16 protein-coding genes are annotated in these 17109 nt (G+C 73.2%); 8 read left to right on the forward strand and 8 right to left on the reverse strand.

From position 1 onward, the window contains the following. Positions 1-269 precede the first annotated feature (269 nt). The 3 genes from QMZ92_RS16790 to QMZ92_RS16800 all read right to left on the reverse strand — a co-directional run bounded on the left by QMZ92_RS16790 (position 270) and on the right by QMZ92_RS16800 (position 1930). Positions 270-710, reverse strand: a complete 441-nt coding sequence (locus QMZ92_RS16790) for a CBS domain-containing protein (protein WP_283298189.1) — start codon at positions 708-710, stop codon at positions 270-272. A gap of 41 nt (positions 711-751) precedes the next feature. Beyond that, positions 752-955, reverse strand: a complete 204-nt coding sequence (locus tag QMZ92_RS16795; RefSeq protein ID WP_283298190.1) for an antitoxin — start codon at positions 953-955, stop codon at positions 752-754. 285 nt (positions 956-1240) lie between these two features. After that, the gene (locus tag QMZ92_RS16800; RefSeq protein WP_283298191.1) at positions 1241-1930 is read right to left on the reverse strand and encodes a GDSL-type esterase/lipase family protein; all 690 of its coding nucleotides are present in this window, start codon (positions 1928-1930) and stop codon (positions 1241-1243) included. Between the two features lie 70 nt (positions 1931-2000). Between QMZ92_RS16800 and QMZ92_RS16805 the strand changes: the two genes are divergently transcribed. Beyond that, positions 2001-2990: an SdiA-regulated/phytase-like domain-containing protein gene (locus QMZ92_RS16805; RefSeq protein WP_283298192.1), complete on the forward strand. Its 990-nt coding sequence runs from the start codon at positions 2001-2003 to the stop codon at positions 2988-2990. Positions 2991-3296: 306 nt separating this feature from the next. On the opposite strand, the gene QMZ92_RS16810 is transcribed toward QMZ92_RS16805, so the two are convergent. Together QMZ92_RS16810 and serC are read right to left on the reverse strand one after the other, a co-directional pair. Next, positions 3297-3950, reverse strand: a complete 654-nt coding sequence (locus QMZ92_RS16810; RefSeq protein ID WP_283298193.1) for a DUF4360 domain-containing protein — start codon at positions 3948-3950, stop codon at positions 3297-3299. Positions 3951-4338: 388 nt separating this feature from the next. Continuing rightward, positions 4339-5457 carry a phosphoserine transaminase gene (gene serC / locus QMZ92_RS16815; RefSeq protein WP_283298194.1) on the reverse strand — a complete coding sequence of 373 codons (1119 nt, stop codon included), beginning with the start codon at positions 5455-5457 and terminating at the stop codon, positions 4339-4341. Positions 5458-5578: 121 nt separating this feature from the next. Between serC and QMZ92_RS16820 the strand changes: the two genes are divergently transcribed. The 3 genes from QMZ92_RS16820 (at position 5579) to QMZ92_RS16830 (ending at position 9915) form a co-directional block, all read left to right on the forward strand. After that, positions 5579-8512: an FAD-binding and (Fe-S)-binding domain-containing protein gene (locus QMZ92_RS16820; RefSeq protein WP_283298195.1), complete on the forward strand. Its 2934-nt coding sequence runs from the start codon at positions 5579-5581 to the stop codon at positions 8510-8512. Between the two features lie 94 nt (positions 8513-8606). Next, complete coding sequence (locus tag QMZ92_RS16825; RefSeq protein WP_283298196.1) at positions 8607-9203, forward strand: Uma2 family endonuclease; 597 nt, start codon at positions 8607-8609, stop codon at positions 9201-9203. A gap of 52 nt (positions 9204-9255) precedes the next feature. Next, positions 9256-9915, forward strand: coding sequence for an HAD family hydrolase (locus QMZ92_RS16830; RefSeq protein WP_283298197.1), 660 nt, complete (start codon positions 9256-9258; stop codon positions 9913-9915). 98 nt (positions 9916-10013) lie between these two features. On the opposite strand, the gene QMZ92_RS16835 is transcribed toward QMZ92_RS16830, so the two are convergent. Beyond that, a complete protein-coding gene (locus QMZ92_RS16835; RefSeq protein WP_283298198.1) occupies positions 10014-10835 on the reverse strand; it encodes an HAD hydrolase family protein in 822 nt (273 codons plus the stop codon). Positions 10836-10995: 160 nt separating this feature from the next. On the opposite strand from QMZ92_RS16835, the gene QMZ92_RS16840 reads away from it, so the two are divergent. Then, entirely contained in the window at positions 10996-11409 is a 414-nt protein-coding gene (locus tag QMZ92_RS16840; protein ID WP_283298199.1) for a cytidine deaminase family protein, read from the forward strand. A gap of 59 nt (positions 11410-11468) precedes the next feature. On the opposite strand, the gene QMZ92_RS16845 is transcribed toward QMZ92_RS16840, so the two are convergent. After that, positions 11469-12326, reverse strand: coding sequence for a LysR family transcriptional regulator (locus QMZ92_RS16845; RefSeq protein ID WP_283298200.1), 858 nt, complete (start codon positions 12324-12326; stop codon positions 11469-11471). A 197-nt stretch (positions 12327-12523) separates the two neighbouring features. Between QMZ92_RS16845 and QMZ92_RS16850 the strand changes: the two genes are divergently transcribed. Next, complete coding sequence (locus tag QMZ92_RS16850; protein ID WP_502962076.1) at positions 12524-13456, forward strand: EamA family transporter; 933 nt, start codon at positions 12524-12526, stop codon at positions 13454-13456. A 43-nt stretch (positions 13457-13499) separates the two neighbouring features. On the opposite strand, the gene QMZ92_RS16855 is transcribed toward QMZ92_RS16850, so the two are convergent. Then, entirely contained in the window at positions 13500-14291 is a 792-nt protein-coding gene (locus QMZ92_RS16855) for a tyrosine-protein phosphatase (protein WP_283298201.1), read from the reverse strand. A gap of 236 nt (positions 14292-14527) precedes the next feature. Here QMZ92_RS16855 and QMZ92_RS16860 point away from each other — a divergent pair, with 236 nt between their 5' ends. Next, the gene (locus QMZ92_RS16860; protein WP_283298202.1) at positions 14528-15340 is read left to right on the forward strand and encodes a TIGR03084 family metal-binding protein; all 813 of its coding nucleotides are present in this window, start codon (positions 14528-14530) and stop codon (positions 15338-15340) included. Positions 15341-15343: 3 nt separating this feature from the next. Continuing rightward, positions 15344-17059: an acyclic terpene utilization AtuA family protein gene (locus QMZ92_RS16865; protein WP_283298203.1), complete on the forward strand. Its 1716-nt coding sequence runs from the start codon at positions 15344-15346 to the stop codon at positions 17057-17059. Positions 17060-17109: the final 50 nt, after the last annotated feature.

The raw sequence follows: 17109 nt of genomic DNA on the forward strand, positions 1-17109 counted from the left end.
GTCCCGCCGCACGCGGAGCACGTCGCCGATCGCGTCGCCGCCGTGCTGCGGCTGCCGTACGGCTGGCTCGTCTGAAGCGGACCGCCCCCTGTCCGTGCGGCGTGCCCGGGCAGCCGGACGCCGTGGACGCCCGGGTGACGTTCACGGCGTGCACGGCGCCACGCGCCGCAGGGTCGGCGGGCGACCGTTGCGGCGGCGCGGCCTGTCGGGGGTGGGCGGTCAGGAGAGTGGGCGGTCGCCGAGGACGGCCGGACCGCTGGGGACAGACCTCAGGCGTTCGCGTAGACCTTGGACACGAACTCCGCGATCTGGTCGTCCGAGAGGTTCTTGGCGAGATCGGCCTCCGTGATCATGCCGACGAGTTGGTGTCCGTGCTCGACGTCGATCACCGGCAGCCGCTTGATCTGGTGCTCCTCCATCAGGTGCAGCGCCTCCTCGGCCGGGGCGCTCGCCTTGATCCAGTGCAGGTCACCGGAGAGGGAACCGGCCTGGACCGTCGCCGGGTCTATGCCTTCCGCACAGCACCGGACGATGATGTCGCGGTCGGTGACGAGGCCCGTGAGCCTGTTGTTGTCGCCGCATATGGGAAGAGCGCCGACGTTCAGGTCGCGCATCATGCGCGCCGCCTCCCGCAGCGACTGGTGCGCACCGATGCACTTCACCCCGCCGCTCATCATGTCGCGGGCGGTGAGCTTGGTGTTGCCGGTCATGATTGCCTTCCGTTCCTCGGGAGGGCGTCCGTCTGGCCCCGTCAGGGCTGCGGCGGCTTGTCCTGCCCCTGGCCGGGCTGGTCGCCGCCGAACTGCTCCTTGAGCCTGTCCTGACCGGTGTCGACCTGGCCGCTGTACTTGCCCCGGGTCCTTTCGTCGATCGTGTCCCCGCCTTTGTCGACGCCCTTCGAGGCCTGGTGCTCGTGGCCCTTCAGCATCTGCTTGAGCTTGTCCATCATGGACATGGGCGGTCCTCCTTGCCGTGTGCCCCCGCTCCTCCAGCGTCTCCTCCGCCTGCACGGTTCGCATCTGGGCGGTCGTCCCGAGGACCGGCACGCGCGCGGGCGGAACCGCGCGGAATCGCCCGGTCGCGGCGTGGCGGGAGGCACGGTACTTCCCGGGCGCCGTGCGGGCCGCCCTGCCGCCGGCCGAGGCTGCGACGCTCACCGATCGTCCCGGCCCGGTGCCGGACGAGCTCCGGGACGAGGCGGCCGGCACCGACGATCAGCAGCAGCTGGGACGGCGCCCGGTCAGTCCGCCCCCCGCTCGTACGGTCCGCCCAGCCCCCACGCCTGGTGCATCGCACCGGCGAAGGCCGCGGCCAGCTTGTGCTCGCCGGAGGGGCCCGGGTGGGTGCCGTCGTAGGTGTCGGTGTGGATGTCGTACGCGTGCGGCGTCGAGGCCAGCAGCAGCGGCGACGCGGGCGTGTCCAGATCCGCGACCGCCTTGGCGAGGAGTTCGTTGAAGCGGTCGCACTCGGCGGCGAAAGGGGCGTCCGCCAAGGCGCGGACGTTGGGGATGACCGGCAGCAGCACGGCCCGGACGTGCGGGTTGGCCCCGCGGGCCGCGGCGATGAACTGCCGCGCGTTCGCGGCGGTCTGAGTGCTGTTCGTGTAGAAGCCGAGGTCTATCAGCCCCAGCGACACCAGGAGCACGTCGGCCTTCGCCGCGGCCACCGCCCCGCCGATGAGCGGCGCCATGTGCAGCCAGCCCTCGCCCCAGCCCGCCAGGTGGCGGCGGGCCTTCGCCGGGAAGTCCGGGCGGGCGTAGTCGGCGGACACGGGTGCGTCGGCGGCGGTGTCGTACAGCTCCGTGCGCGGGCCGACGATCGCGTACGGGCCGCCGAAGGAGCGGTTCAGGTGCTGCCACATCCGGTAGCGCCAGGTGTAGTCGCCGGCGCGTCCGATGGTCATGGAGTCACCGACGAACATGAAGCGCATGGGGGTAATGATGGCCGACCCCCGCCAGGCGTGGCCCCGGCAGGTGACGTGACGATGGACACTTGGTGGCATGCGTTCGTTGCGTACGACTATGGCGGCTGCGGTCGCCGCCGCCGTGGCGGTCCTGGGGGCCGCCGTGCCCTCCGCGGCCGACGACTCCGGCGGTTTCATCATCAAGGACCCGCGGATCACGGAGTCGAGCGGGCTCGCGGCCAGCCGCGCCCACCCCGGTGTGTACTGGACGCACAACGACCAGGACGAGCCCCGGGTCTTCGCGGTCGACTCCCGGACCGGCGAGACCGTGGCGACCGTCACCCTCGAGGGCGTCGGCAGGCCGCGCGACATGGAGGCGATCTCGGTCGGCCCCGACGGCGACGTCTACGTCGGCGACATCGGTGACAACGCGAACGGCAGCTGGGACCACGTCTGGATCTACCGCTTCCCCGAACCGCGGACACTGCGGGACGTGACCGTCCACGCCACCCAGTACACGGTCCGGTACGCGGACGGCCCACGGAACGCGGAGGCGATGATGGTGCATCCGAAGACCGGCCGCGTCTACATCGCCAGCAAGAACGAGGACGGCGGCGGGCTCTACGAGGGACCGTCCCGGCTGGTGACCGGCGGGACGAACGTCTTCCGGCGGATCGGCGAGGTGCCCTGGGTGACGGACGGCGCCTTCTCGCCCGACGGCCGCGAGCTGGTGCTGCGTTCGTACTTCAGCGCACGCGGCTACGCCTGGCACGACGGCCGGCTGGGCGCCGACCGCCATGTCAGCGCGCCGCTGCAGGGCCAGGCCGAGTCGGTGACCTTCACGCCGGACGGTACACAGCTGATGTTCGGGACGGAGGGCGAGCGGAGCGAGGTCCTGCCCCGGGACGTGGGTCGCGAAGACGGCAAGGGCTCGGACGCGGCGTCGCCCTCCCGCTCCGGAGGCGCGGACTCGTCCGCGCGGGGCGCGGGCGGTGAGGACGGCAAGGGCTTCGCCGTGCCGGCGGGCGCCGTCGTGGCCGCGGTGCTGGCGTTCCTCGTGCTCAGGTCCCGGCGGCGTCGCGGCTGACGGGGCTTTCCCCTCCGGGGGCGGTGGCCTTCTCCGCCGACGAGTTCGTCAGGGCCGTGGAGTACGCACCGCGGACCCGGCCGGGCCACGCGCCGGCGGTCCACCCCGCCTGCGGGGAGGCGGACACCGGGGGAGGCCCGTACCGGCACCGCGAGCGCGGCGCGGTGTGCCCCGGTGGGCGGGCCCGCGAGGGGGCCACCCGGTCGGCGTGACGCCGGTCCGCAGGAGGCCGGACGGCGCCACGCCGGTCGCCCCGCGCCGGGCGGTTCCCGTCGGAACGGGTCCGCCCGCGCCGGGCGCTCCCGATTACTCCGGGCACTCCTTCCAGGCGAGCCGGTAGATGGTGTTGATCTCGCCGTCTGTGGAGTCCATCGTCATGAAGCTGGTCTTCGCGGGGTCGGACGTCCCCGCGCTCACCCGGAGTTCGGTGTTGATGTTGAAGTTCCGCTTCACTCCGCAGGGGGCCCAGACCAACTGTCCCCATTCGGTCTCGTCGGTGGCCTGCCAGTTGTCGTCGTAGGGACCGCTGTACGAGTGGCTCCTCGCGGCCGTGTCGGGCGAGCCCTGGAAGTAGTAGGACGCCTTCTGGAGGGCCGTGGCGCCGCTCTGCAGGCTGGCGTAACCGCGGTAGTCCGCGCTGGCGACGGCGTAGGTGAAGCCCTGCGGGACGTGGACGATCAGGTTCAGCTGGCAGTTCTTGCGGAAGTCGATGGGCGAGGCTCCCCCGCCGACCTGGGCGAGGTAGTTGCTGTAGGTGATGGTGAACGCGGTGTTGTCCGGGGAGACCGCCACCGCCGCGGTCCCGGGCGCGCATCCCGAGCCGTTCACCGTGGCGATCTCGATGACGATCTTGTCGGGTGGTGCGACGATGGACGCGTTCGCGCTGCCGGCGTTCCCGGCGACGAGCGTGGAGGCGAGGACCGCGGTGAGGGCGGCGCTGGCGCGTAAGGCGCGGGGCATGATGCGTACTCCTGTGGTCGGAGGAGAGTCGGTCGGTGGCCTTGCGGGACGTGAACCGTGGGGGGTCCAGCCGATCCCGTGTCCCGCTCTCGACAGCACTGGACTGTTGAGGTGTGAACATGTCAAACGCATCGGATCGCTTGGATCGTATGGACCAACACGCCCGCCGGGTAGGGCGGTTATCAGCCGTACCTCCACGACTGCTGCACGCCGTTCTCACAAAACCAGCACCGTGTGCGCATGCGGTGGGGCGGCGTCCGTCCGCGCACGGCGAAGGGCCCGGCGGACGCCATGGCCGCCGAGCCCTCCCGTGCCTCTCACCCTGGTACGGCGCGCCGCACCTCCGCCGTGTCGCGACCGGCCGGAGCCGGCGCTCACGACGCCCGGGTCACAGCTTCTCGATCACGTGGTCCACACAGGCCGTCAGTGCCTGTACGTCAGCCGGGTCGATCGCCGGGAACATCGCGATCCGCAGCTGGTTGCGGCCCAGCTTGCGGTACGGCTCGGTGTCCACGATCCCGTTGGCCCGCAGCACCTTCGCGACCGCCGCGGCGTCGATGTCGTCCGAGAAGTCGATCGTGCCGATGACCTGCGAGCGCTGCGCCGGGTCCGCGACGAACGGCGTGGCGTACTTCGACTCCTCGGCCCAGCCGTACAGGTTGCGCGCGGACGTCGCGGTCCGCCGGACCGCCCAGTCCAGCCCGCCCTGGCCGTTGAACCACTTCAGCTGCTCGTCGAGCAGGAAGAGGGTCGCCAGCGCCGGGGTGTTGTACGTCTGGTTCTTCAGCGAGTTGTCGATCGCCGTCGGCAGGCTGAAGAACTCCGGCACGTGCCGGCCCGAGCCGTGGACACGGGCGGCGCGCTCCAGCGCGGCGGGCGAGAACACCCCGATCCACAGCCCGCCTTCCGACCCGAACGACTTCTGCGGCGCGAAGTAGTAGACGTCGGTCTCGGTGATGTCGACCGGCAGGCCGCCGGCGCCCGATGTGGCGTCCACGAGGACGAGCGCGCCCTCGTCGGCGCCCTCGACGCGCTTGATCGGGGCGGCCACACCGGTGGAGGTCTCGTTGTGGGTGAAGGCGTACACGTCGACGCCCGCCTCCGCCCGCGGCTCCGGATGCGTGCCGGGGTCGGAGGAGATCACGGTCGGCTCGGCCAGCCACGGAGCCAGCTTCGCCGCCTTGGCGAACTTCGACGAGAACTCGCCGAAGGACAGGTGCTGGGACTTGTCCTCGATGAGCCCGTGGGTCGCGACGTCCCAGAACGCGGTGGAGCCGCCGTTGCCGAGGATCACCTCGTAGCCGTCGGGCAGGGAGAACAACTCGCGGATGCCCTCGCGCACCGAGCCGACCAGGTTCTTGACCGGGGCCTGGCGGTGGGAGGTGCCGAGCAGGGACGTACCGGTGGCGGCCAGGGCGTCGAGCGCCTCCGTCCGCACCTTGGAGGGTCCGGCGCCAAAACGACCGTCGCCGGGCTTGATGTCAGCGGGAATCTGGATATCGGCCACGAGCCGGAGCCTAGTCGGTTCCGCCAGGTCACCGGGCTCGATGTCCGGCGAATGAGACAAGCGGTCACTGGTCGGGACGGGTATGGGCATCACCCGATCGAGCGTGGGGCACGCTGGGCCCATGGCTGATCGCAGGGAGCTGGAACGGGCGCTGCGGAAGGAGCTCCGCGGCGAGGTGGACTTCTCGCCCGGGACGCGGGCGCTGACGACGATGGACGCGTCCAACTACCGCCGGGTGCCCGAGGGCGTGGTCACGCCGTTCGACGCCGCGGACGTCGCGGCGGCGCTCGCCGTCTGCCGCGGTCACGGCGTCCCGGTGGTGCCCCGGGGAGCGGGGACGTCGATCGCGGGGCAGGCGACGGGAACCGGCGTCGTGCTGGACTTCACCCGCCACATGCGCTCCGTGGTCTCCGTCGACCCGGCCGCCCGCACGGCGGTGGTCCAGCCCGGCGCGGTGCTGGACCGGCTGCGGGACGAGGCGGGCCGGCACGGGTTGACCTTCGGTCCGGACCCCTCCACGCACAGCCGCTGCACGCTCGGCGGGATGATCGGCAACAACTCGTGCGGCTCGCACTCGGTGGCGTGGGGGACGACCGCGGACAACGTCCGTGAGCTGTCCGTCGTGACGTACGGGGGCGAGGAGCTGCGGCTGGGGCAGGGCTGGGGGCTGCCGGGGGCGGACGCCGCGGCCGCCCGCGGCGGACCACCCGGGTCCCGCGTCCAGGACGGTCTGCGCGAACTGGTCGCGGGCCGTCTGGCGCTGCTGCGCACCGGGTTCCCCGGCGGGCTGCCGCGCAGGATCTCCGGCTATGCGATGGACGCCCTGCTGCCCGAGAACGGCACCGATCTGGCCCGCGCCTTCTGCGGCAGCGAGGGCACTCTCGCGGTGCTGACGGAGGCGACCGTACGGCTGGTGGAGTCGCCGCCCGCACGGGCGCTCGCCCTGCTCGGGTACCCGGACGAGAGCGCGGCCGCCGAGGCGGCCGCCGGGCTGCTGCCGTACCGGCCGCTCACGGTCGAGGGGATGGCGGACGATCTCGTTCCGGACGCCGCGGGCAAGGGGCTGCCGAGGGGCGGCGCATGGCTGTTCGTCGAGACGGGCGGGGCGACGGCCGCCGAGGCACGGGCACGCGCGGAGGAGATCGTGCGCGGCGCGGACGCCCTCGACGGGACCGTCGTCACCGACCCCGCGGGGCAGCGCGCGCTGTGGGGGGTCCGCGAGGACGCCTCCGGCACCGCGACCCGGATTCCTGACGGTGGGGATACCGGAGGCTCCGGGGGAGAGGCCTGGCCCGGCTGGGAGGACTGCGCGGTGCCACCGGCCCGGCTGGGCGCCTATCTGCGGGACTTCCGGGCGCTGCTCGCCGAACACGGGCTGCGCGGTACGCCGTACGGCCACTTCGGCGACGGCTGCATCCACGTCCGTATCGACTTCGACCTGCTGAGCGAGCAGGGAGTGCGGCGCTTCCGTGCGTTCTCGGAGGACGTGGCCGGACTCGTCGTGGCGCACGGCGGTTCGCTGTCCGGCGAGCACGGCGACGGACAGGCGCGCGCGGAGCTGCTGCCGCGGATGTACGGGGACGAACTGGTGGCGCTGTTCGGCCGGTTCAAGGACGTGTGGGATCCGGCGGGCGGGCTGAACCCGGGCATGCTGGTCCGGCCCGCGAGACTGGACGAGAACCTGCGCTTCGCGGTCCTGCCGAGCGAGCCGGTGGACGTGGCCTTCGGGTACCCGCACGACGGCGGGGACTTCACGGCCGCCGTGCGGCGGTGCGTCGGGGTGGCCAAGTGCCGGGTGGACGGGCCCTCCACGGGACCGGGGGTGATGTGCCCGTCGTACCGTGCGACCGGCGAGGAGCGGCACTCCACGCGCGGCCGCGCCCGGCTGCTGCACGAGATGCTCGCGGGCGAGGTGGTCACCGGCGGCTGGCGTTCGCGGGAGGTGCACGAGGCACTCGACCTCTGCCTGGCCTGCAAGGGCTGCCGCAGCGACTGCCCGGTGGGCGTCGACATGGCCACGTACAAGGCGGAGTTCCTGCACCACCACTACGCGGGGCGGCTGAGGCCCGCCGCGCACTACACGATGGGGTGGCTGCCGCACTGGCTGCGAGCCGCCGCACCGTTCGCCGGGGTGCTGAACGCGGCCTCGCGGGTACGGCCCCTCGCGTCGCTCGCGAAACGCCTCGGCGGCATCGCCCCGGAGCGGGAGATCCCACGGCTGGCGACGCGGACCTTCAGCTCCTGGTGGCGGCGCGACGGAACCCCCGGCTCACCGCTCGTGCTGTGGCCCGACACGTTCACCGACCACCTCTCCCCGTCGGTCGGCCGCGCGGCCGTCCGGGTCCTGGAGTCCGCGGGCCTGGGCGTATCCCTGCCTCCGGGCCGGGTCTGCTGCGGTCTCACCTACGTCTCCACGGGCCAACCGGACCGCGCCCGCGCCGTCATGCGCCGCACCCTGGACGTGATGGAGCCCGTCCTGGACCGGGGCTCACCGGTGGTCGTCCTCGAACCGAGCTGCGCGGCGGCCCTGCGCACGGACCTCCCGGAACTCCTGGCGGACGATCCGCGGGCACACCGTCTGGCCGGTTCCGTACGCACCTTCGCGGCCGCCCTGGAGGAACACGCCCCCGACTGGCGCCCGCCCCGTCTGGACCGCCCGGTCGCCGGCCAGACCCACTGCCACCAGCACGCGGTCCTCGGCGACGCCGCCGAGCGCCGGCTGCGCGAACGAGCCGGCCTCACCGGCGAGCTGAGCGGCGGCTGCTGCGGGCTCGCGGGCAACTTCGGCTTCGAGCGCGGCCACTACGAGGTGTCGGTGGCCTGCGCGGAGGACCGGCTGCTGCCCTCGGTGCGCGCCGCGACCGCCGACACGGTCCTCCTCGCCGACGGCTACTCCTGCCGCACCCAACTGGAACAGCTGGCGGGCCGGCGGGGACGGCATCTGGCGGAGGTGCTCGCCGAGGGGCTGGCGGGGGAGCCGGTGGAGGAGTGTGTGGAGGGACCCGTGAGAGAGGGGAGCGGCGATGGCGCGCGGGAACCGGACGACGGCAGTTGACGTGAGCGCGCGGGGCCGGGCGTGTCGTCACGGCCGTACGTATCGTTGTACTGCGCGGCTGCCCGCCACGACGCGGCGGCCGGGGAGGAGCGCCATGGTGACCGTCGTGGAGACCGACAGGATCGAGATGGCTGAGAGCGACAACGAGCGCACCCTGGACGAGATGTTCGAGGCGCTCGAGCGGATGCCCGTCCCCGAGGGGTACAAGGTCGAGATCGTCGAGGGGACCGTCTTCATGTCGCCGCAGCGGCACGTTCATTGGCAGATCATCCGCCGGATCGTACGAGCGCTTGAAGACGCTTTCGGCCTCGATGTGCTGGTGGCGTCGGACGAGCGCATCGACTTCCCCGGCCACCTGAACGGTTTGGCACCCGATGTCGCCAAGCTGCGCGAGGGCGCGGAACACAATTCCCGGCGTCTCTGGAGCTGCGAGGACGTCGAGTTCATCGCCGAGGTGATCTCACGGGACACGGCCCGGAACGACTACGGCCCCAAGAAGCGGGCCTACGCGAGCGCCGAGGTCCCGGTCTACCTGGTCGCCGACCCGTATGTCGGCCGTTGCCACGTGTACACCCAGCCCAAGGGCGGCGACTATCTCGTCGAGACGACCGTCGCCTTCGGCGCGGACGTCGACCTCAGCGGCACGGCCGTCGGCCTGACCCTCGGGACCGGGGAGTTCCCCCGCGACTGATGCGGAGAGGGCGTAGGGGCCGGCCGAAGCGCACGGGCCTAGGCTGCCGTTCATGACTCATCCTCCTGTCGAACTGGTGATCTTCGACTGCGACGGCGTGCTCGTCGACAGCGAGCGGATCTGCGTGAAGGTGGACGCGCTGATCACGGCCGAGCTCGGGTGCTCGTTCACCGAGGCCGAGATCGTCGAGCTCTTCGTGGGCTCTTCCGGCGAGGTGTACACGGCGGCCGTCGAGGAGCGGCTCGGGCGGCGGCTGGAGAAGGACTGGCAACTGCAGTACGAGCATCTCTACGAGGAGGCGTTCGCGGCGGAACTCACGCCCGTGGACGGCATCACCGAGACCCTGGACGCGCTCACCGTGCCGTTCTGCGTGGCCTCGAACGGCCACCACGCCGGTATCAGGAACAGCCTCACGCTCACCTCACTGCTCGGGCGCTTCGAGGGCCGTGTCTTCAGTGCCTCCGACGTGTCCCTCGGCAAGCCCGCGCCCGACCTCTTCCTGCACGCGGCCCACTCCATGGGCGTGGACCCCGCCGGGTGCGCGGTCGTCGAGGACAGCGCCTACGGGGTCCGGGCCGCCCGCGCGGCGGGTATGCGGGCCTTCGGGTACTGCGGGGGGCTGACCCCGGCGGCGCGGCTGGAGGGGCCCGGCACGGTGGTGTTCGACGACATGCGCGAGCTGCCGGCGCTGCTCGGATGGGCCGGACGCTGAACGGAAGCCCGCGCGTGGTGGCCGGCGCGGACTCGACGACGCCGGCCGGGGCCCGGAGTGCGGCGGCGACCCTCGTCGCCCCGCGCTCGTCGCCGGGCTCAGTCCCCGTCGAAGAGCCGCTCCAGGACCCGGGCCACGCCGTCCTCCTCGTTGGACGCGGTCCGCCGGGGAACGGTGGCGAGCACGACCGGGTGCGCGTTGCCCATCGCGTAACCGCCGCCCGCCCAGCGGAGGATCGTCACATCGTTGGGCATGTCGCCGAACGCCACCACCTCCTCTGCGGCGATGCCCCGTTCCGCACAGAGCGCGGACAGCGTCGCGGCCTTGGTGACGCCCTGTGCGCTGATCTCCAGCAGGCCGCGTCCGCCCGAGTGGGTGAACTGCGCCTCCCCGCCCGCCGCTTCTTCCGCCAGCGCCACGAGCACGTCCGCGTCGAACCGGTTCGAGTGGGCGAGCAGTTTGACGATGGGGACGTCGAGCAGCCAGAGGTCGCCCAGCGACGCCACGGGTGACTCCGCGCCGAGCCCGCCGCCGAAGCGCAGCAGATACGCCGGCTCGTACAGCACCCTCAGGCCGGTCTCCACCGCGAACCCCAGTCCCGGCGCCGCTTCGGCCAGGGCCGTCGCCACCTTGCGGGCCGTGGCCGGCACGAGCGCCAGCGAGCGGACGACCGTACGCGCGCGCACGTCGTACACCTGCGCGCCGTTGCTGCACACCGCTGTGCCGACGAGCCCCGTGGCCGCGGCCAGCGCGTCCACGTAGCGCGGCGGCCGGGCGGTGACGAAGACGAGTTCCGCCCCGGCCTCGACGGCCGTGCGCAGGGCGCGCAGCGTGCGCTCCGACACGGTGCCGTCGCGGCGCAGGAGTGTGCCGTCCAGGTCGGTCGCGATCAGCCGTGGGCGGGGGCGAGGGTGCCGCATCGGCTCATGTTAGGGCCGCATCGGGCCCGTGCCCGGGACCGGTTTTCCGTTCGCCCGCCTCCGGCGGGTGCCCGAAGCTGCGCACGGACCGCCCGATATTCGTTTGCGCGTCCTCATCGAGTGGGGCAGCGTCGCGTGACACCCGGCGAAGGCAGAGAAAATGACCACGCAGTCCCACTCCGTCGACCAGGAACTCGTCCGGGCCGCAGCGCGCGTCGCCGGCACACGCTGCCGGGGCGACAACCACACCATGGCGGCCGCGGCCCGCACCCGGGACGGACGGATCGTCACCGCGGTGAACGCCTACCACTTCACGGGAGGCCCCTGCGCCGAACTCGTCCTCATAGGTACGGCTGCCGCCCAGGGCGCCTACGAGTTGGACACCGTCGTCGCGGTGGGGGATCGGGAACGAGGGGTCGTCCCCCCGTGCGGCCGCTGCCGTCAGGTCCTGCTCGACTACTTCCCGGGCCTCGAGGTCATCGTCGGCGAGGGCGATCGCCTCCGCGCCGTTCCCATCGGCGACTTGCTGCCCGTGAGCTACGTCTGGGCGGACCATCAGCTCGAGGACGGGTGAGCGCGCTGCTCGGCGGGACCGTCGCCGCCGGCGGCGACGGTGCTTCCCGCCGCGTCGCCTCAGCTCTCGGTGCCGAGTTCGCGCGCCAGCGCCACCAACGCACCGGTCGCCGGGTGCGGTGCGGCGGCGCGCCAGGCGAGGAGGACCGGGACCGGAGGCGCGTCGGCGAGGGGGCGGTAGGTGACCCCGGGGTGAGGGTGCATCGCCGCAGTCGACGCCGCGGAGGCGCCCGCGCCGCGGCCCGCGGCGATCGCCGTCAGCCAGTCGTCGGTGTTGCCGACGGTCAGCGTCGTCCCCGGCCGGGTCCCGGCGGGCCAGAGGTCGAGCGTCGTCAGCCCCGAGACGGTGTTGAGGACGATCGGGACGGAGGCGAGATCGGCCAGCGTCAGTGACGCGTGACGGGCGAGCGGCCCGTCGGAGGTGACCGCGGCGACTCGGGGCTCGGTGAACAGCAGCGCCGTCACCAGGCCGGGGGTGTCGACCGGGCCGCGCAGCACAGCGGCGTCCACCTCGCCGCGCGCCAAGCCCGCAGTGCGGTCGTCGATGCGGAAAAGTTCCAGCGGGGTGTCTGGGTGTTCCTGCCGCCACCGCCGCAGCAGGGGGGTGGTGAACGCGCCGAAGGCCGACCAGGCGTGCCCGAGGCGCAGGGGTCGGCGGTGCAGCCGTGCGGGGTCGAGCGCCTCGTCGAACGCGGCCACCACCGCGGCTGCCTTCTCACGGAAGGCCCGGCCTTCGGCTGTGAGGTCCAGATGATGCGTGGAGCGGTCGACGAGCCGCACGCCGAGCCGGCGTTCCAGTGCGGCGAGCGTGCGTGAGACGGCCGGCTGGGTGAGGTGCAGTGCGGTGGCGGCTCTGGTCAGGCTCCGTTCCTCCGCGATGGCGAGGAAACAGCGGAGATGACGCAGCTCGATGCTCATGCGTGCGGAGCATAACCGCAGCCCAATCGGCATTTCACGGGCGGCACGGGCTTCCGTAGCGTGAAGGGGGAACGAAGTGGACCGAGTAACTCCAGTGCACTATTTTGAACTGCAGGTGCAGTTGGATAGATGAAGGTGGAACGGTGAGCAGGCTCCGTGGCGCAGGCGCGACCGCAAGCACCGATGGCCGCGAGGGCGTGGAGGCGGAGCGGGCGGCTGCAGCCGCGGTCGCCCTCCCCGAGGCCGCCGGTGAACTGGGGCGCGCCGTACGGCGCGGGCGCGGCTCGCTCGGGCCGGTCGCCCTCGTCGTCGCGGGCGGGCTCTCCGTGCAGTTCGGTGCCGCCGTCGCCGTGCTGCTGATGCCCCGTGCGGGAGCGCTCGGCGTCGTCACGCTCCGGCTCGTACTCGCCGCCGTCGTGCTCCTGCTGGTCTGCCGCCCCCGGCTCCGCGGCCACTCCCGCACCGACTGGGGCACGGTGGTGGTCTTCGGCGCGGCCATGGCGGGGATGAACATGCTCTTCTACCAGGCCGCCGACCGCATTCCGCTCGGCGCGGCCGTGACCCTGGAGGTCCTCGGCCCGCTGGCGCTCTCCGTGATCGTCTCGCGGCGGCTGATCAACCTCCTCTGGGCGGGCCTCGCCCTCGGCGGTGTCGTCCTCCTCGGCGGCGGCGGCTTCGACCGGCTCGATCCGGCCGGCGCGGCGTTCGCCCTCGGGGCGGGTGCGATGTGGGCGGCGTACATCGTCTTCAGTGCCCGCACCGGACGTCGGTTCCCGCAGGCCGACGGGCTCGCCCTCGCGATGGCGGTCGGCGCCGTCCTCAGTCTGCCGTTCGGCGTCGCGGAGGCGGGCGGCAAGCTGCTCGTCCCGTCCACGGTCGGGCTGGGCCTCCTGGTCGCGCTGATGTCGTCCGTGCTGCCCTACACGCTGGAACTGCTCGCCCTGCGACGGCTGCCCGCCCCCGCCTTCGCCGTGCTGATGAGCCTGGAGCCGGCGATCGCCGCGACCGCCGGGTTCCTCGTGCTGCACCAGGCGCTGTCCGCGGCCGACGCACTGGCGATCGCGCTGGTCGTCGCGGCGAGTATGGGCGCGGTGCGCACCCAGGTGGGGGCGGGTGGCCGTACGGCGTGAGCCCGTCCCGCGGTCGGGGTGCGCGGGCACCCGACCGCGGGGCCTACGTCCCGGTCCCGGCCTCACTCCCGGACGCGAACGCGGGCATCCCCGCCACCGCCGGTGTGAGCAGCCTCTCCCGCAGTGCCGCCGTCAGGGCCTCGTCCACGCCCAGTGCGTTCGCCGCATAGTCCCGTACCGACCCGTGCCGGTGGGTCAGTGCCGCGAGAAACAACGTCATGACCTCCGCGGGTGCGCGTCCGTAGCCGGGCCACGTCGGCTCCCTGCCCCCGTGTGCCGCCCGCCAGTCCGCCAGCAGGCGCTTGGTGGCCAGCTCCGTGAGGGCGAAGTCCTCGGCGGCGTCCTCCTCGGAGACGCCCACCAGGGCCAGCACGAGAGCGGCCAGCAGACCTGTGCGGTCCTTGCCGGACGCGCAGTGGAACACCACCGGGCGGTCCGACGCCGCGATCACCTCCAGGGCCTCGTGCAGCTCGGCCGCCCCGTCGTCGGCCACCTCCAGATATCGCTCGGCGAGGAACGGCCCGACCTCGATCTCGGGGCCGAGTGAGGGCTGGTCGTAAGGCCGGTGCTCGATGCTGAGGTTGTGGTACGTGAACGACGCGTCGTCCGGGACGCGTCCGCGGGCCTCGATCTCCCACGGGTGGCGCAGATCGACGACCGTGCCGATACCCATGCCGAGGAAGCGTTCCCAGTCCTCCCCGGCGAGCTTGTCCAGCGAGTCGGAACGGTACAGCCGCCCCCACCGCACGGAGCGTCCGTCCTCGGTGGCGTAGCCGCCCAAGTCCCGGAAGTTGCACAGTCGTTCGAACGGTATGTGTCTGCTTTGTCTGCTCACGGGGTGGCACGGTACCGGCCCCCGCCGTCCGCCCCGCGCCTTCGTCGGGCTCCGGGACGGTCCACCCCGAACCGGACTCCGGGGCCGGTGGGTCGAGGAGCCGCCTTCCGGCCGGGAGGTCGTCGAGGGGCCCTGAGGCTTCGGTCGGCCGAGAAAGTAAAGCAATCATGCTTGATTGTTTCTGGGGGCGCTGTCATGCTCCGGGGCACCACGCCGTGTCCCGGAGGGAGCGCACCGTGTCCGACCCCGCGGCCGTCATCGACGACCTGCGCGCAGAGAGCGACGAACTCGACCGGCTCGTGGCCGGGTTGAGCGACGAGGAATGGTGGACGCCGACCCCCGCGGCCGGCTGGACCGTCGCCCACCAGATCGCCCACCTCGCCTGGACCGACGAGGTCGCCCTGCTCGCCGCCACCAGCCCCGGTGCCTTCGCCCGGGAGGTCGAGAAGGCACTCGCCGAGCCCGGCACCTTCGTCGACCGGGCCGCGGAGGCCGGGGTCCGCCGGCCGCCCGCCGAACTGCTCGCCCACTGGCGCACCGGTCGCGACGGGCTCCGGCAGGCCCTGAGCGACGCACCCCCGGGCGCCCGGATCCCCTGGTACGGGCCGCCGATGAGCGCCAGGTCGATGGCGACCGCCCGGCTCATGGAGACCTGGGCCCACGGCCAGGACGTCGCGGACGCCCTCGGCGTCGTGCGGGAGCCCACCGCCCGGCTGCGGCACGTCGCGCACATCGGAGTACGCGCCCGTGACTACGCCTTCCTCGTGCGAGGGCTGGAGGCACCGAAGGAGCAGTTCCGGGTCGAGCTGACCGGACCGGGCGGCGAACTGTGGACGTGGGGGCCCGAGGAGGCCGCCGGGGTCCCCCACGCCGAGGGCCGGGGGAGGGTCACCGGGCCCGCGCTGGACTTCTGCCTGCTGGTGACCCAACGCGCGCACCGCGACGACCTCGCCGTCCGGGCGGAGGGCGCCGACGCCGACCGCTGGCTGGACATCGCCCAGGCGTTCGCCGGGCCGGCGGGCACCGGCCGCGCCCCCAAGGGGGCCTGACCGATGCAGCCGACGGCGCCCGCCCCGCTGCGGATCGGGAACGCGTCCGGTTTCTACGGCGACCGCTTCGACGCCGTGCGCGAGATGCTCACCGGCGGCGAACTGGACGTCCTCACCGGGGACTACCTGGCGGAACTGACCATGCTGATCCTCGGCAGGGACCGGATGAAGGACCCGCGCCTCGGGTACGCCCGGACCTTCCTGCGCCAGCTGGAGGAGGGTCTCGGCCTGGCGCACCAGCGCGGCGTGCGGATCGTCGCCAACGCGGGCGGGCTGAACCCGTCCGGTCTCGCCGACGCCGTGCGCGAACTCGCCGGCCGGGTCGGGGTCCCCGTGCGCGTCGCCCATGTCGAGGGCGACGACCTCACCGAGCGCTTCCCCGGCGCGCTGGCCGCCAACGCCTACCTCGGCGGGGGCGGGATCGCCGCCTGCCTGGCGGAGGGCGCGGACGTCGTCGTCACCGGCCGGGTCACCGATGCCGCGCTCGTCACCGGGCCCGCGCAGTGGCACTTCGGCTGGGGGCCGGAGGACCACGACGCCCTCGCCGGTGCCGTCGTCGCCGGCCACGTCCTGGAGTGCGGCACGCAGGCGACGGGCGGCAACTACGCCTTCTTCGCCGACGAGCGCTACGCCGGCCGGGACCTGCGCCGCCCAGGGTTCCCCCTCGCGGAACTCCACGCCGACGGGAGCAGCGTCATCACCAAGCACCCCGGCACCGGCGGTTTCGTGGACACCGGGACGGTCACCGCCCAGCTGCTGTACGAGACGGGCGGAGCGCGGTACGCGGGCCCCGACGTCACCGCGCGCCTGGACACCGTACGGCTCACCCAGGACGGCCCGGACCGGGTCCGGGTGTCGGGCGTGCGCGGCGAGGCGCCGCCGCCGGACCTCAAGACCGGCCTCAACCGCCTCGGCGGCTGGCGCAACGAGGTGGTGTTCGTCCTCACCGGGCTCGACATCGACGCCAAGGCGCGGCTCGTGCGCGAGCAGATCGAGGACGCCTTCGGTCGCGCCGGGGCGCGCCCGGCGGAGGTCCGCTGGGAACTGGCCCGCACCGACCGGCCGGACGCCGCCACCGAGGAGACCGCGAGCGCGCTGCTGCGGCTGGTCGTGCGCGACCGCGACGCGGAGGCCGTCGGCCGGGTCGTCAGCGGAGCGGCCGTGGAGACGGCCCTCGGCGGCTACCCGGGCTTCCATGTGACCGCCCCGCCGGGGAAGGGCGCGCCCTACGGGGTGTTCGAGGCGGCGTACGTGGACGCGGGGTCGGTCGCGCACACCGCCGTGCTCGACGACGGGCGGCGGCTGCCGGTTCCGGCGGCCCCGCGCACCCGCGTCCTGGAGCCCGTTCCGGAACCGCCGCTGCCCGAGTCGCCGCCGGCCGGCGCGAGGACCCGCCGCGTCCCCCTCGGCCTGGTCGCGGGTGCCCGGAGCGGCGACAAGGGCGGCGACGCGAACATCGGGGTGTGGGTCCGTGACGACGAGGAGTGGCGCTGGCTGGCGCACGAGCTGACCGTGGAGCGGCTGCGCGAGCTCCTGCCGGAGACCGCGGAGCTGCCCGTCGTACGCCATGTCCTGCCGAATCTGCGGGCGCTGAACTTCACCGTCGAGGGCCTGCTGGGCGAGGGTGTCGCCGCTCAGGCCCGCTTCGATCCGCAGGCGAAGGGCCTGGGGGAGTGGCTGCGGTCCCGGCACGTGGACGTCCCGGAGAGCCTGCTGTGACCCGTGCCCCCCTCCCGCGGCGCCCGCCGTCCCGCCCCCTCGGCCCCGAG

The organism is Streptomyces sp. HNM0645 (genome assembly GCF_030056615.1).
GTDB lineage: Bacteria > Actinomycetota > Actinomycetes > Streptomycetales > Streptomycetaceae > Streptomyces > Streptomyces marianii.